Genomic DNA, 15011 nt, shown 5'->3' on the forward strand with positions numbered 1-15011 from the left:
GTGCGGGCCGCGGCCGATCGTGTCGCCGCGGGGGCCGACCCGCGGGCGGCGCTGGGCGAGGTCGACGAGGATCTTCCCGCCTCGCTGAGGGGCATGCTGGAGTTGCCGGTCGGCGACGGGTTGCCGGCGGTGCTGTCCTCGGCCGCCGCGGTCGCCGCGGATCGGGCCGAGGAACGTCGCCGCCTGTCTCGGGCGATTCTCTGGCCGTTGGGCGTCGCGGGGGCGACGTTGCTGGTGGCCGGCGCCTCCCTCGCCCTGCTGGCGCCGGAGTTCCGCTCGTTCGTTGATGATTTCGGATCCGAGACCCCCTGGTTCACCGAGGTCGTGCTGACGCTCGGCGAGTGGTTGGGGGCGTTGTGGTTCCTCGCGCTGCCGCTGGGAATCCTGGCGATCGTCCTGCCGATGGTCCTGTTCGGACGCAGCGTGGGGAGCATCTGGCCGTTCTCCTCCGCCCTCCGGCCGGGGGAGCAGGCGCGGCTGTGCGAACAATTGGCCGTGCTGATCGACGCCCGCGTACCCCTGCCGGAAGCGTTGCGAGCCGTCGGGTGGGCCTGCCCCGACGCCCGGGTGGGTCTGGACGTGGCTCGCACCGCGGACAGCATCGAACATGGCGCCGACGCCTCCTCAGCGGCCGCCCGTCGGCGGTATCTCCCCGTGCAGTTGCGGGCGGCGCTGCGGCGGGCGAACGACCCGGACTCCTTTGCGGAGGCGCTCCGATTCGCCGCGGCGACCCTGCGGGCGCGGCTCGACGCCCGGCTCGGTCCCGCGGGGATGCTCGCCGCGGCCTTCCAACCGCTGTTGATGGTGGGGCTGGGCGTCGTCGTGTTCCTGCTCGTCTACGCCCTGCTGCTTCCGTTGATCAGTTTGTTGAACTATCTGTCGTGAACGCCCCCGCAACAGCCGCCGCCCGGTTCGTCCTCCTCGGCCCGACTCCGTATCGCGGGGGCGACGATGATTGAGGGACTGTTTTTCGTATCGCCCGGCGCGTTGTCGTTGATCGCGATCGCGACGGCGTGGGCGTTGGTGCGCCGCGGCCGTCGCTTGCGGGCGGCGTCGCTGTTGGGGGAACTCGCCGTCGCCGCCCGTCGCAGGTTGCCGCTGGACGAAGAGCTGGAGGAACTGAGCGACACCCTCCTGCGGGGCGACCGCGTTCGAGCCAACCGGGCGGCGTCGGCGTTGCGGGAGGGAATCGACCTGCAAACGGCGTTGCGTGAGGCTCGATTGATTCCGCCCTCCAGCGAGCCGGCCCTCGCCGCGGGGGAGGCGTCCGGCGCCCTGCCGCGGACTCTCTCCGACGAAGCCGACCGCCTGCGGGGACAGGCCGGCGGGGCGGCCGCGGCGTTCTGGAACGTCGGCTTTTATTTGCTGGTCACGCTGTGCGCGATCCAGGCGGTGCTGGGGTTCATCCTCTATTACATCGTCCCGAAATATAAAAAAATCTTCGAGGACTTCGGGATGTCGCCCGACGGCTTTATCGGCGAGTCTCGGCAATACCGCACGATGAGCGAGGGATGGTTGGCCCCGCCCTGGTTCGAGGGGTTGCTGGGCGTCGGCTCGCTGTGGGTCAAGTACTTCTATCTCCCGTTCTTTCTGCTGTCGCTGATCGCGCTGGGGCTGCCGCTGCTCGCTGTAGCGAGCCAGAAGGGTCTGCGACTGCCGGGCGGGGGATGGCGGCGGCGTTGGTTCGGACGGAAACGGGCGCACGCCTCACGGGTGGCGCGGGCGCTGGCGAACGCGGCGGAGGCCAAGCGACCGTTCCCGGAGACGCTGACCGCCTATGCCGCGGCCGCCGATACGCGCAGCCCGGCCCTCCGAAAGCTGGCCCGGAACGTCGAACAGGGCGGCGACGTGTGGCCGGCGCTGCATCGAGCCGGGTTGTTCACCGCCGGCGAGGCGCGGCTTGCGGAGACCGGTACCGCCGCGGGGAACCTGCCCCGCGTGCTGCGGCTGATCGCCGATCGACTCGACGTCGCCGCCGACCGTCGCCGGGGGCGTTGGCTGGCGCTGCTGCATCCGGCCGCAACGCTGTTCATTGGGATGCTGGTGGCCTGGGTCGCCTTGGCGTTCTTCACGCCGCTGGTCCGCCTGCTCCACGATCTGGGATAACGCCGTGATGCACTTCCCCAGTCGCCCACCGTTCCCCGAATCCCGGCCTGCGCCGCGTCGCGGGGTGACGGCGATGGAGTTGATCGTCGCGGTCGCGTTGCTGCTGTCGGTGACGGCGATGCTGCTGCCCGCCGCCCGGCGGGTGGACGGGGTTCGCGTGGAAGCCGATCGTCGGCGCCGGGCGGTCGCGGAGCTGTCGAACCTACTGGAAGACCTCTCCCGCCTGCCGCCCGATCGCCTGTCGGGCGAGACGGAGGGCGGCCCGCTGCCGCCGGACCGCGCCGCGCTGCGGGAAGCGTTCGCCGCCTCGTTGCCCGGGGCGAGCGTGACGGTGGAAGCCGTCCCGATCGAGGCGCCGGGCGAACGGGATGCGGTGCGCTTGGACGGCTCCCTGACGTGGACGACCGACGCCGGCGGCGCAGCTCGGCCGGTGCGACTGAGCGCGTGGTCGTTCGCTCCCTTTTCAACCGCTCCGAACGGCGGGGGGACGGACGAATGAAGCGGATTCCCACACGAATCGGCGCCCCGACGCCGCCACGGTCGATCCGGCGACGGGCCGGCTACTCGCTGGTCGAGTTGATGGTGGTGATCTCCGGCACGGTGGCGTTGATCTCCGTGGGGGCGTCGACGATCGTCGCCGTGCGGCGGGTGGCGACGACCGCCCACACCGCGGCGGAGGCGGGAACGGCGCTCTCCCGATTGCACCGCAGCTTGCGGGAGGACGCCGCCGACGCCGTCGCCGCGACCGCCGACGAGACCGGCTTGACCCTCACCGCCGCCGACGGGGCCGCGATTCGCTACGAAGCGGACGCCGCCTCCGTCCGCCGCACCGTGACCGGGCCGCGCGTCGGCCGCGATCGCTACCCGGTCGAGGGCACGGGCTTCACCTGGACGGCCGAGCCGGGGTCGGACGGCGTGCGGGCGGCGATCGGCTACGACCGCGTCGGCGGGTCGGACGCTCGATCGGACGGAATCGCGGTGGAACTGGCTGCATGGTTGTCGAGCGACGAACGGGGGGCGGAATGAACGGCTTCAATAAGAGAACGCCTCGGACGGCCCGGCGGCGGGGGGTGTCGCTGATGGTGGCCGTCGTGCTGCTGGCGCTCACCACGTCGCTGTTGCTGGCCGCCGCGAGAACGGCGGCGCTGCATCGGCGGTCGCTCGGACCGAACCAGGCCGCGGTGCAGGCCGACCTATTGGCGGACGCCGCGGCCCGGCTGAACGCCTCCGGCGAAGCGTCCGCCCTGCCGTGGCGACCGGAACTGCCCGGCGGCACGGCCACGGTCTCGCTCGAGTCCTCGACCGCCGGCGACGGGCTGACGGCCGGCGACGGATCGTCGGCGGCCCCGCCCTCGCTGATCGCGGCGGTCGAACTCGACGGGGCGACGGCCCGAACGCGACGGGCGTTTCGCCGCGTTGAACCGTCAAAAACCTCTCCCGCGAACCGCGCACCGCGACTCGCCCCGAAACCCGAACGACCGGCCGACGATGACGACGCGTCCCGCCTCGAATAAATCCCCCGCCCCGTCCGGGTTCACGCTCATCGAGCTGCTGGTGGTGATCGCCATCATTGCGATCCTGGTCTCCATGCTGTTGCCGGCGGTGCAGCAGAGCCGGGAGACGGCCCGGCGGGCGGTGTGCTCCAATAACCTCATGCAACTCGCATTGGCGATGCAGAACTATGAGGTCTCGGAGGGCCGCTTCCCCCCCGGAACGATGGCCGAGAGCGGACCGGTCCGCACGTTCGTCAGCGCAGCGGATTATCTGGCGCTGGAACCGGTCCCGTATCATATGAACTGGATCACGCAGATCCTCCCGCAATTAGACGAGCGGCCGCTCTATACGCATCTCGACTTCAGCCAAAGCGTTTACGCGCCGGCGAACGACGCGGTGCGCACGACGGAGCCCGCGGGAATTTTCTGTCCGTCCTCGTCCAGCGGCGGGGGCTACGCCGGCTGCACCGGCGGGAAGGACGTTCCGATCGACGCCGACAACGGCGGCGTATTGTTTTTGAACAGCGAGATCACGTACGCCGACATTTCGGACGGCGCCCATCACACGCTGATGATCGGCGAAAGCGGCGCGATGAGCGGGGCGGCGCTGAGTTGGGCGAGCGGCACCGCGGCCAGTCTGGCCCATTCCGGTCTGTCGCCGAACGATCCCGATGCCCTCGCTATCTTCCCCTTTGCCGGCGTGGCCCTCGGCGACGAGCCGATTGAGATTGCGGACGACGAAGACGACGGCTCGCTGATTGTCGGCGGCTTCTTCTCGTCCCACGTCGGCGGCGTGCAGGCGGCGATGTGCGACGGGGCGGTGCGGTTTTTCCCGGACACGATCGACGACGAGGTCTGGAGCCGGCTGGGCGAGCGGGCGGACGGCGAGTTACTGCCGCCGGGGTACTAAAAGCGGGGCAAGGCGTGAGGCATAAGGGGAAAGCGCCTGGTAGACAGCTGAAGGTACGGTGACGACGAACCGCGTACAGAAAAGGCCCGGACGCTCGAAAGCGACCGGGCCTTTAAATCGGATGGGCAGATGAGGCGATGGCGAACTTACGCCTTACGCCTCTCCCCTTGCCCCCGTTTTAGTTCTACCCGAGCAGCGACAGCGCCCGCTGCGGCGACTGGTTCGCGATCGACAGCACCGAGGTGGCGGCCTGACCGAGAATCTGAGCCTTCTGCAGGTTGGCCGACTCGACGGCGAAGTCGGTGTCGACGATCTGACTGCGGGCCTCGGAGATGTTCTCCAGCGCCACGCCCAACGTGTTGATGTTGGTGTCGATGACGTTCTTCTGAACGGCGCCGATCCGGCCACGGAGGCTGGAGACTTCGTTCAGGGCGGTGTCGAGAATCCCGACGAGGTCGGCGCCGCTGGCGGAGCCGTTCTTGACGTCGTTCAAGCTCTTGCCGCCGCCGCTGGTCAGTTCGAACAACTTGCCGGCGGTGCCGCCCAGACGGGCGGTATTCACGGCGTCGATGCCGATGCCGACCTGCCCGGTGGTGGAGACGTCCTGGCCGATCTGGAAGGTCGCCCCGCCGCCGGTCACGTCGAGGGAGACGGTTTCGTCCTCGGTGTTGCTGGCCGAATCGAAGGTGATCGAGGCGGACAGGCTGGAGGTGGTGATCGACGCCTCCAGGCCGCGGCCGATCGCCTTCTGACCGTTGATGGTGGCGACGACGTCGGCGCCGGTGTCGCGACGAGCTTCCGTCGAGAAGTCGTCGATGCCGGTGGTCCCGAAGGTGCCGTCCAGCACGTTGACGGAGACGGATTCGTCCGAGCCGTAGCCGACGCTTTCGAGGGCGAGCGAGGTGCCGTTGGTCTCGTTCAGGGTGGACTGAGCCAATCCGTCGGCGAGGAGCGTCTCGTCGCCGTCGATCTCGATGTTGAGTGCTGCAGCGACGCTGGTGCCGTCGGAGAGCGTCAAACCGCTGGCGTCCAGCAGATCCTTGACGTCCTTGAGCGTGCTGGTGACGACGTCGTTGGCGTCGGTGGCGAGTTGGATGCTGATGTCGTCGCCGCTGACGGAGATGGCCAGCGCCTGGCTGGTGCCGGTGGCGCCGAAGGCGACGGAGACGCCGCCGCGGTTGTTCGGGCCACGGACGTCGTCGATGCGGATGGCGCCCTTGTCCAGATCGGTCGCGGCGGTCGCAACGCCGATAGTGGTGGTAGTGGCGTCGGCGGCTGCGGCGACGTCGAACAGTTTGTCGCCGTTCTCATCCGTGAGGGCGGTAAAGGCCGTCGCGATGTCGGCGATCGTGGTGGTCACGGCGCCGGTGGCGTAGGCCATTGTCATCGACGCGGTGTAGCTGCCGTCGCCATTGTCGATCAGCGAGGTCGAGGCGGCCGAATCGGCGCCCGGATCGATCAGTTCGAAGGCGAGTCCGCCGCCGTCGACCGCCTTTCGGCCGGCTTCGGTCAGGGCGATCTCAAGGTCTTCGCCATTGACCGTGATCACCTGATTACCGGAGTCCGACGTGCCCTCCAGCACCCGAGCGGAGACGCCGGTCGCGTCCGTGACCGCATTGATGGCGGTGGCGGCGTCTTCGATGCTGGCCGAATCGCCCAGCTGGATCACCTCGTTCCCCTTCGAGCCGCCGACTTCCAGCGTGGTCGCGGTGGTGAAGTCGCCGCCCTGATAGACGAGCGCGGCCTGTTCGGCGGCGCTGTCGATCGTGGCGTCCAGATCGAGCTTCGAGGCGCTGCCGAGCAACGCCTGATCGATGGAGAAGCTGCTGAGCTTGGCGTTGTCCGCGGAGCTGATCGAGGTGGTGAACGCCTTGGAGCCGTCCAGCAGCTTGTCGCCGGCGAAGCTCGTGTTGGAGCTGATCCGGTTGATGGCGGTCAGGGCGTTGTCGATCTGCAGCTGGTTCGCGTCGCGTTCTTCCTGCGACAGGGCGCCGTCGTTCAGGCCTTCCTGAACCAGACCCCGGACCTGCGTGAGCAGTCCGCCGATCTCGCCGAGGGCGCCGTCCGCCGTCGTGAGAACGTTGTTGGCCCGGTTCGAGTTGGAGATCGACTTTTCGATCGTGGAGATCTGCGACCGCAGCGTCTCGCCGGCGATCAGGCCGGAGGGATCGTCCTTACCGTTGTTGATCTTCACGCCGGTCGACAACCGCGTCATCGCGGAGGACAGCATCTTGTCGCTCTTCATCATCGAGCGTTGGCCACGCAGCGATGCGACGTTGGTATTGATGCGGGTCATGGGTCCCGGATTCCTTCAACAAGTTGTGGGAGGGGTGCCGCCGGGGAGCGGCGACCGGCGTTTTGCCGCCGTGCGTAGGGCACGGTGAGGTGGAGGACGACCGGCGGTGAGGGGGAACTCCCCGGCGGAGCGGGGACCCGCGACACGCGGCGTCATGCCGGCTCAACGGGCGGGGCGGAGTCGTCCTGACGGGCCCGTCAAAACCATCGGTCGGGATCAACGTCCGCATCGGACGCAATACGCCGATTCCGGTTTGAACCCGCCCGAAGACGCACAGCCTGCCGACGGTGCGGGTCCTGCGGCCGCGACTCCGGATCGCAACACGGCAGAACCCGCACAATGACCCCGTTCCGTCCGAGCTGATCCCGGCCGCCCGCAACAATGGCCTCAGCGGGGTCAAGCGGCCCGACGCTCCGGCTCGCCGGCGGCCAGCGCCAGGAACACCTCTTCACGGTGCACCGTGACGTTCCGCGGGGCGTCGATCCCGACCCGCACCTTGTCGCCTTTAACATCCACGATCGTGATCCGGATATCGTCTCCGATAACGATCGTCTGTTCCTTCTGGCGGCTTAAAACCAACATGGCGTCTCCTTACGGTGTGGTGTGCGGGGGGAAGGCTCGGCCGGCTCCTCCGGGCGAGTGAGACGGTCGCGTCGACCTGTCTGCCGAGACTACTTCGGCAACCCTGGCAACCTGGGGGGACGCCATCTGCCCGAATATCTTGCCGCGACGCCCCAGCCGGTCGATCCTGCCGAGTCGACCGACAGCGCCGTCTCGTCCGATGGTGCGGGCGAAACGCGGAGCGGCCGGAGCCCCGGACGACGCCGCGGCGGTTGCGTCGGAGAGCCGGGCCGCTCACTCTGCCGCGGTTCGCCCAGTCATTTTTGATCAGTCAGGTCGCCGCCGATGTCCGTGCTCTTGGTCTTGCTGGGGTCGGCGGCGGGACTCAGTCTGGCGTACGTCGTGCTCGGCCGCTGGCTGAGCGACGTGTTCGCCGTCGACGCCGACGCCGTCGTTCCCAGCATTGAGAAAGAGGACGGCCGCGACTTCGTCCCGACCCGTCGCTGGGTCGTGTTCGCCCATCACTTCACCAGCATCGCCGGCACCGGCCCGATCGTGGGGCCGGCGGTCGCGGTGTTCTGGGGTTGGCTGCCGGCGTTGGTCTGGGTGCTGCTGGGCAGCGTGCTGGTCGGCGCCGTGCACGACTTCGGCTCGCTGGTGGTGAGCCTGAAGAACGGCGGGGCGACGGTGGGCGAGGCGGCCGGCCGCCTGATCTCCCCGCGGGCGCGCTGGCTGTTCCTCACGGTCCTCTGGCTGGCGCTGACGGTGGTGCTGGGGGTGTTCGGATTGGTGATCGCCAGCGTGTTCGGCACCTACCCGGAAAGCGTGCTTCCCGTCTGGGCGGCGATGCCGCTGGCGATTCTGCTGGGCCGCGTGATCAAAAGCGGGGGGAACCTCGCCGTGCCGGTCGCTCTCGGTCTGGCGACGCTGCTGGGATGCGTGTGGCTGGGGGCGCAATACGTGCCGGTGGACCTCGCGGTCATTCTGCCGAAGCTCGGTCTGGACGCGTTCAGCCCGGTGGTGGTCTGGACGGTTCTGCTGCTGGCCTATTGCTACGCGGCGAGCGTGATGCCGGTCGGCCTGTTGCTCCAACCGCGCGATCTGCTCAACAGCGGTTTGCTGTTCCTGACGATGGCCGCGCTGGTGATCGGCGCCGGCGTGGCCGGCGCCACGGGCGCCGCGGATCTCGCCAGCGCCCCGATGATCGCCGACACCGGCGCCCTGCCCGGCGGCGCCCCGGCGATTCTGCCGTTCCTGTTCGTCACGGTGGCCTGCGGTGCGTGCAGCGGGTTTCACTGCCTGGTCGCCAGCGGGACCAGCAGCAAGCAGGTGAAGTCTGAATTGGACGCCCGCCCTGTCGGCTATGGAGCGATGCTCGCCGAGGCGTTCCTGGCGGTGTTGGTCATCCTCGCCTGCACGGCCGGACTGGGAATGGGCCGAACCCTGGACATTCCCGAGGCCGCCGCGGGCGGGGTGGCCGCCACGAGTCCGACGACGCTGGTCGGCGGCGAGGCGTGGTCCTCGCTCTACCGTTCCGACGGCAACTGGAGCGACTTCTCCCTGAAGAGCAAGATCGCGGCGTTCGTCGACGGCGGGGCGAACTTCCTTCAGCAAGTCGGTATCCCGCTCTGGTTCGGCGTGGGGCTGATCGCGACGACGGTCGCCGGATTCGCCGCGACGACTTTGGACAGCGCCACCCGCTTGCAGCGGTATGTCGTGCAGGAACTCGCCGGGGGACTGGCGGAGAAGGCGCCGATCTTCGCCCCGCTCACGGGTCGACACCCCGCGACGTTCATCGCGGTGCTGGCCGGCGGGGCGATCGCCATGCTGCCGGCGGCGGGCAAGGGCTACGGCACCGGCGGCCTGATCCTCTGGCCGTTGTTCGGAGCGACGAACCAACTGCTGGCCGGGTTGGCGTTCCTCGTGATCGCCTTCTACCTCCACCGTCGCCGCAAGCCGGTGCTGTGGCTGGTGCCCGCGGCCCTGCTGATGGTCGCCGTCCCGGCCTGGGCGATGGCGGTGCAGGTGTTCGATCCGGAGATCGGCTGGATCGCTCAGAAGAACTGGCTGCTGTCCGCGATGGGCGGCGCCGTGCTGCTGCTGGAGGGCTGGGTGCTGATCGAAGCGGTGAGGATGTGGCCGCGGGTCTCCAGAAACGACGGCGTCCCGAACGCGACGCCGGCCTGACCCGACCCTGTTCCCGGCCTGACCCGACCCTGATTCCGGCCTGAAAAGACAGCGGGACGACTTCGGGGGCGAAGGAACCAAAGCGCGAATTTGCACGCGGTTGAAAAAATTCCTTCAAGTCGCCCTTGGGGCTTCGCGGCCGAAGCACTACACCCCCGCCCGCACGGCAACGTCACTCTCCCACACGGTTCGACGCCCGCTGACGCCGCCCCCCGCGGCGGACAAAGCGGCCACGAACCGGACGTTCGCTTCGCTCCCTCGGCACAACCCATTCTCGTTCCTCCCCGGACTTCGTCGGTCCCCCTCCCTTCGTTTGGGATGAGGGTCGTCGGCGGCCGGACCACGCAAGGACTGCTCCCATGGCCCGGTTCACGACTTTGGCTCGTTCCCTGAAGCTGACCACCCTGAAGCGGGTCGTCCCGGCCGTCGCCGGCGCCGGCATCATCGCTTTGTCCACCGGCTGCTGCTGCGGCGCCAGCCAGGGCGGATACGGAAGCTACTACGGCGCCCCCGGCTTCGGCGGCGGCGGCTGCGAGAGCGGCCAATGCGGCGGCGGTTACGGCGCCGGCTACGGCGCCCCGATCTATCCGCAGGGCGCCATGGCCGCCCCGTCCGGCCCGACCGCCGCGGCGCCCGTTTACTATCAGACCGCCGCCGCCCCGGTGTACTACGCCGCTCCCACCCAGACGGCCGCCGCCCCGGCCAACTGCGTGCCGACCTACTGAGTCGGCCCCTGTGCCGGGGGATTCCCGTTCGCCGCTCTCATGATGAGAGCGGCGAACGAAGTCGCCCGCGACGCTCGGCGGGCGTAGGATGCGAACCCGTTTCGCCCCCATTCCCCTGCCTGATGTCTTCAACGATCGCCCCCCAGGACTTCCTCGAGCAGGGCGTCTCCGTCTCCTCCGGAGCGGATGCATTGAAGATCGTGCCGCACCCGCATCCCGCGTTGCGGCGGAAGGCGAAACCGGTCACCGAGATCAATGCCGCGCTTCGGCGTCACGTCTCGGAGATGTTTGAACTGATGTACGCCCACGAAGGCGTCGGACTGGCGGCCACGCAGGTGGCTCGTCCGTGGCGTTTGTTCGTCGCCAACCCCACCGGCGAAGCGGATCAAACCGACCAGCAGCAGGTCTTCATCAACCCGGAGATCGTCCGTCAGACCGGCAGCGAAACGGCCGAAGAAGGCTGCTTGAGCCTGCCCCAGTTGTTCGGCGACGTCCGTCGCGCGAAGCAGATCACCGTGGAAGCGTTCGACCTGAACGGGGAGTTGTTCACCCTCGAACTGGACGAACTGCCCGCCCGCGTGGTGCTGCACGAGTTCGACCATTTGGAAGGGGTGATGTTCCCCGACCGCATGACGCCCGCGGAGAAAACGAAGGCCGACCCCAAACTGGCGGACTTCGAACATGCGTGGCGCAAAGCCCAGAAGTCCGGCGAGATCCCGGACGACCGCACGCTGCTCAAAGCGTTCGAGACGTTCAAGCTGTAAGCGCGGAACCGCGACCGTCAGGGAGCCGGCTCTCTGCGGATGCGGCGTTCCCGGAGCCGGCTCCCTGACGGTCGCGGTTCCACAGCACTCATGCGCGTTCTCTTCCTCGGCACCGGCACGTTCGGCGAACCCGCGATGCGGGCGATCGCCGCGTCGCCGCACGATCTCGTCGGCCTCGTCACCCAACCGGATCGCGGGGGGAAGGGGAAGCACACCGCCGCCCCGCCGTTGAAAGCCGCCGCCGAGGAACTCGGCGTCCCCGTCTTCCAGCCGGCGAAGGTGAACGTCGCCGACAGCCTCGACCGACTGCGGGCCTTCGAGGCCGACGCCTTCATCGTCGCCGCGTACGGGCAGATCCTCAGCGAGACCCTGCTGAGCATCCCCCGGATCGGCGCGTTCAACCTGCACGCCTCGCTGCTGCCGAAGTTCCGCGGCGCCGCTCCGATCCACGCCGCGATTCGGGGGGGAGAAGAGGAGACCGGCGTGACGATCTTCCGCATCGTCCGCCGACTGGACGCCGGCCCGATGCTGGGCACGGAGGCGACGGCGATCGGCCGCTCCGAAACCGCCGGCGAACTGCACGACCGTCTGGCCGTTCTCGCGGCGCCGCTCACGCTGGAGACGTTGGACGCCCTCGACGCCGGCACCGCGGTGCCGGTGCGGCAGGATCACGACCTCGCCACCTACGCCCCGCAGATGGAAAAGGCGGAGGGCCGGATCGACTGGACCCGCTCCGCCGCCGCCGTCAGCCGGCACGTCCGGGGGATGAGCCCGTGGCCGGGGGCGTTTTCGCTCTTCGAGCCCGGCGGATTGCAGACGAAGGGCGGCAAGCCGGCCCGGTGTCTATTCGAATCGGTGGAGGTCGTTGCGGGCGACGGTGGCGAGCCGGGCGAAGCGACGGAGCGAGCCGGCGACATGGTCGTCGCCTGCGGCTCCGGGGCGGTGCGGGTTCGTTCGATCAAGCCCGCAGGCAAACGAGCGATGACGGGGGCGGAGTTCCTCCGCGGCCGGGGCGCCGGACGATTCGGTTAGTCGCTGCGTTCCGCGCGGCGTTCAACGGCGCTGCGACCAGAACGCTCGTGTCCTGCTTGGCCGTCCCGCGGCCCCCCACTACACTGCGCGACCGGCCGCCCCGCCCTCGGCTCCCTCCGAGCACGGGGTCTGTCGGTTCCGGTTTGCGCTCCCGTCCCTGTTGCGAAACGACCCCGATGGCCTCCGGCACCCTCGCCACGCCCGAAGCCCGCGCCGACGATGCGCCCCATTCGCGGAACGGCCAAGCGGGTGACCACACGCTCGACGCCGCCGAACTGCGCGATTGGTTCGAATCGCTCGAAGACGTGCTGCATCGCCACGGCTCCGCGGAGGCGACGCGGTTGCTCCGTCAGCTGGACGACTACGCCCGCAAGCACGGCGTCGAACTGCCGTTCGATCCGACCACCCCGTATGTCAACACGATCCCGCCGGAGCGTCAGCCGGAGTACCCCGGCGATCTGGAGGTTGAACGCAAGATTCGCAGCCTGATCCGCTGGAACGCGGCGGCGATGGTCGTGCGGGCCAACAAGGGCAACACCGGCGTCGGCGGGCACATCAGCACCTACGCCAGTAGCTGCACGCTGTACGAAGTGGGCTTCAATCACTTCTTCCACGCCCGCACCGAAGACCACCCCGGCGACTTCATCTACTTCCAGGGCCACGCCGCCCCGGGGATGTACTCGCGGGCGTTCCTCGAAGGTCGGTTCGAGGAATCGCACCTCGATAACTTCCGCCGCGAACTGCCCCGCGGTAGCGGCCTGTCCAGCTATCCGCACCCGTGGCTGATGCCGGACTTCTGGCAGTTCCCCACGGTGAGCATGGGCCTCGGCCCGATCACCAGCCTGTATCACGCCCGGTTCCTGCGGTATCTGAACAACCGCGGCCTGTTGCAAAACGATAAATCGACCGTCTGGGCCTTCCTGGGCGACGGCGAGATGGACGAGCCGGAATCGCTCGGCGCCATCACGCTGCCGGTCCGCGAGGGGCTGGACAACGTCGTGTGGGTCGTGAACTGCAACCTGCAAAGGCTCGACGGCCCGGTCCGCGGCAACGGCAAGATCGTTCAGGAACTGGAAGGCATCTTCCGCGGCGCCGGCTGGAACGTCGTGAAGTGCCTGTGGGGCACCGGCTGGGACGAGCTGATCGCCAAAGACAAATCCGGCAAGCTCGCCGCGAAGCTCGAAGGCACCGTCGACGGCGAGTTCCAACGCCTCTCGACCGCCCCCGGCGCCGTTCTCCGCGAGGAGTTCTTCGGTCCCGACCCGGAATTGAAAGCCCTCGTCGCCGACTTGAAGGACGAGGAGATCGAGCGCCTGCGTCGCGGCGGGCACGATCCGCGGAAGGTCTACGCCGCCTATAAGACCGCCACGGAGCGGAACGGGCGTCCGACCGTCGTCTTGGCCCAGACCATCAAGGGCTACGGCATGGGCGAAGCCGGCGAGGGCAAGATGGTCGCCCACAACACCAAGAAGATGTCCGCGGAGCAGTTGAAAGCGTTCCGCGATCGCTTCCATGTCCCCGTCAGCGACGAGGAATGCGAGACCGCCCCCTTCTATAAACCGGCCGCCGATTCGCCGGAGATGAGCTACCTCACCGAGCACCGCAAGAAGCTCGGCGGCTCGATGCCCCGCCGCCTCGCGGAGCACGAAAAGCTGGAGATCCCCCCGCTGGAGAAGTTCAAGAAGTTCTTCGAAGGCACCGGTGACAAGCAGGCGAGCACGACCTTCGTGCTGGGCCAGTTGATGCAAACGCTGCTGAAGGACAAGGGCGTCCGCGACCGCATCGTGCCGATTATTCCGGACGAAGCCCGCACCTTCGGCTTCGAGGGACTGTTCTCGCTGATCGGGATTTATTCGCCCAAGGGCCAGCTCTACGAGCCGGTCGATCGCGATTTCACGATGTATTACAAGGAGTCGAAGAACGGCCAGCTGCTGGAAGAGGGCATCAACGAAGCCGGCGCCATGAGCAGCTTCGTCGCCGCGGGCACCGCGTACGCCAACGTCGGCGTGCCGATGATCCCGTTCTATGTTTACTACAGCATGTTCGGCTTCCAGCGGGTCGGCGATTTGATCTGGCTCGCCGGCGACTCCCGCGCCAAGGGCTTCCTGTGCGGCGGCACCAGCGGTCGCACCAGCCTCAACGGCGAAGGCCTCCAACACCAGGACGGCCACTCGCCGTTGATCGCTTCGACGGTTCCGAACCTGCGGGCCTACGACCCGGCTTATAATTACGAACTGGCGATCATCGTGCAGGACGGCCTTCGCCGGATGTACGGCGAGGGCGAGGACTGCTTTTACTATCTCTCCGTCTATAACGACGGCGACTACACCCATCCCGCCAAGCCGGACGGCTGCGAGGAAGGCGTCCTACGCGGGCTGTATAAGTTCAAGTCGGTCGACGGCGCCGGTTCCAAACAGGGGGGCCGCGTGCAATTGTTCGGCAGCGGACCGATCCTGCCGTACGTGCTGCGGGCGCAGGAGCTTCTCGCCGAGAACTACGGCGTCGGCAGCGACGTGTGGAGCGTCACCAGCTATAGCGAACTGGCCCGCGACGCCCGTGCCGTCACCCGGCACAATCGCCTGCACCCGGCGGACGAGCCGCAGCAGAGCTACCTCGAACAGGTTCTGCCGACCGACGGCGGCCCGTTCATCGCCAGCAGCGACAACGTGCGACTGGTGCAGGACCAGATCCGCGAGTGGGTGCCCGGCCGCTACGTGGCCCTCGGCACCGACGGCTTCGGCCGCAGCGAGACCCGCGACGCCCTGCGTCGGCACTTCGAGATCGACGCCGAGTGCGTCGCCTACGCCGCGCTCTCCGCTCTCGCCGCCGACGGCGACTTCGACGCGAAGAAACTCCCCGCCGTGCTCAAAGACCTCGGCATCGACCCGGACAAGGTCGACCCGATGGGCGCCTAAGTCTCTTCTCAAATCATCCATA

The 15011-nt window shown here is 68.3% G+C and carries 13 protein-coding genes; 11 read left to right on the top strand and 2 right to left on the bottom strand.

Annotated elements, in window-relative coordinates:
* From LzC2_RS07695 to LzC2_RS07720, 6 genes are all read left to right on the top strand, one after another.
* A partial coding sequence (locus tag LzC2_RS07695) for a type II secretion system F family protein (RefSeq protein ID WP_171185506.1) occupies positions 1-885 on the top strand: 885 nt, incomplete at its 5' end.
* A gap of 102 nt (positions 886-987) precedes the next feature.
* Positions 988-2106 carry a type II secretion system F family protein gene (locus LzC2_RS07700; protein WP_171185508.1) on the top strand — a complete coding sequence of 373 codons (1119 nt, stop codon included), beginning with the start codon at positions 988-990 and terminating at the stop codon, positions 2104-2106.
* A gap of 73 nt (positions 2107-2179) precedes the next feature.
* Positions 2180-2605 carry a hypothetical protein gene (locus tag LzC2_RS07705; protein ID WP_206678607.1) on the top strand — a complete coding sequence of 142 codons (426 nt, stop codon included), beginning with the start codon at positions 2180-2182 and terminating at the stop codon, positions 2603-2605.
* On the top strand, positions 2602-3132 hold the full coding sequence (locus tag LzC2_RS07710) for a hypothetical protein (protein ID WP_171185512.1): 531 nt from the start codon (positions 2602-2604) through the stop codon (positions 3130-3132). Before LzC2_RS07705 ends, LzC2_RS07710 begins: the two co-directional genes overlap by 4 nt.
* On the top strand, positions 3129-3620 hold the full coding sequence (locus LzC2_RS07715; protein WP_171185514.1) for a hypothetical protein: 492 nt from the start codon (positions 3129-3131) through the stop codon (positions 3618-3620). Before LzC2_RS07710 ends, LzC2_RS07715 begins: the two co-directional genes overlap by 4 nt.
* On the top strand, positions 3595-4509 hold the full coding sequence (locus tag LzC2_RS07720; RefSeq protein WP_171185516.1) for a DUF1559 domain-containing protein: 915 nt from the start codon (positions 3595-3597) through the stop codon (positions 4507-4509). The genes LzC2_RS07715 and LzC2_RS07720 overlap by 26 nt, the downstream gene beginning before the upstream one ends.
* Before the next feature lie 184 nt (positions 4510-4693).
* On the opposite strand, the gene LzC2_RS22800 is transcribed toward LzC2_RS07720, so the two are convergent.
* Positions 4694-6805 carry a flagellin N-terminal helical domain-containing protein gene (locus tag LzC2_RS22800; protein WP_171185518.1) on the bottom strand — a complete coding sequence of 704 codons (2112 nt, stop codon included), beginning with the start codon at positions 6803-6805 and terminating at the stop codon, positions 4694-4696.
* Positions 6806-7201: 396 nt separating this feature from the next.
* On the bottom strand, positions 7202-7387 hold the full coding sequence (gene csrA / locus LzC2_RS07730; RefSeq protein ID WP_171185520.1) for a carbon storage regulator CsrA: 186 nt from the start codon (positions 7385-7387) through the stop codon (positions 7202-7204).
* Positions 7388-7711: 324 nt separating this feature from the next.
* Between csrA and LzC2_RS07735 the strand changes: the two genes are divergently transcribed.
* The 5 genes from LzC2_RS07735 to aceE all read left to right on the top strand — a co-directional run bounded on the left by LzC2_RS07735 (position 7712) and on the right by aceE (position 14989).
* Positions 7712-9553, top strand: coding sequence for a carbon starvation CstA family protein (locus LzC2_RS07735; RefSeq protein ID WP_171185523.1), 1842 nt, complete (start codon positions 7712-7714; stop codon positions 9551-9553).
* Between the two features lie 359 nt (positions 9554-9912).
* Positions 9913-10278 carry a hypothetical protein gene (locus LzC2_RS07740; protein ID WP_171185524.1) on the top strand — a complete coding sequence of 122 codons (366 nt, stop codon included), beginning with the start codon at positions 9913-9915 and terminating at the stop codon, positions 10276-10278.
* 122 nt (positions 10279-10400) lie between these two features.
* The gene (gene def, locus LzC2_RS07745; RefSeq protein WP_171185527.1) at positions 10401-11042 is read left to right on the top strand and encodes a peptide deformylase; all 642 of its coding nucleotides are present in this window, start codon (positions 10401-10403) and stop codon (positions 11040-11042) included.
* A gap of 90 nt (positions 11043-11132) precedes the next feature.
* Entirely contained in the window at positions 11133-12074 is a 942-nt protein-coding gene (fmt, locus tag LzC2_RS07750; protein WP_171185529.1) for a methionyl-tRNA formyltransferase, read from the top strand.
* Between the two features lie 176 nt (positions 12075-12250).
* A complete protein-coding gene (gene aceE, locus LzC2_RS07755; RefSeq protein ID WP_171185531.1) occupies positions 12251-14989 on the top strand; it encodes a pyruvate dehydrogenase (acetyl-transferring), homodimeric type in 2739 nt (912 codons plus the stop codon).
* The last annotated feature ends 22 nt before the right edge of the window (positions 14990-15011 follow it).

Source organism: Alienimonas chondri (assembly GCF_013036045.1).
GTDB classification, from domain to species: domain Bacteria; phylum Planctomycetota; class Planctomycetia; order Planctomycetales; family Planctomycetaceae; genus Alienimonas; species Alienimonas chondri.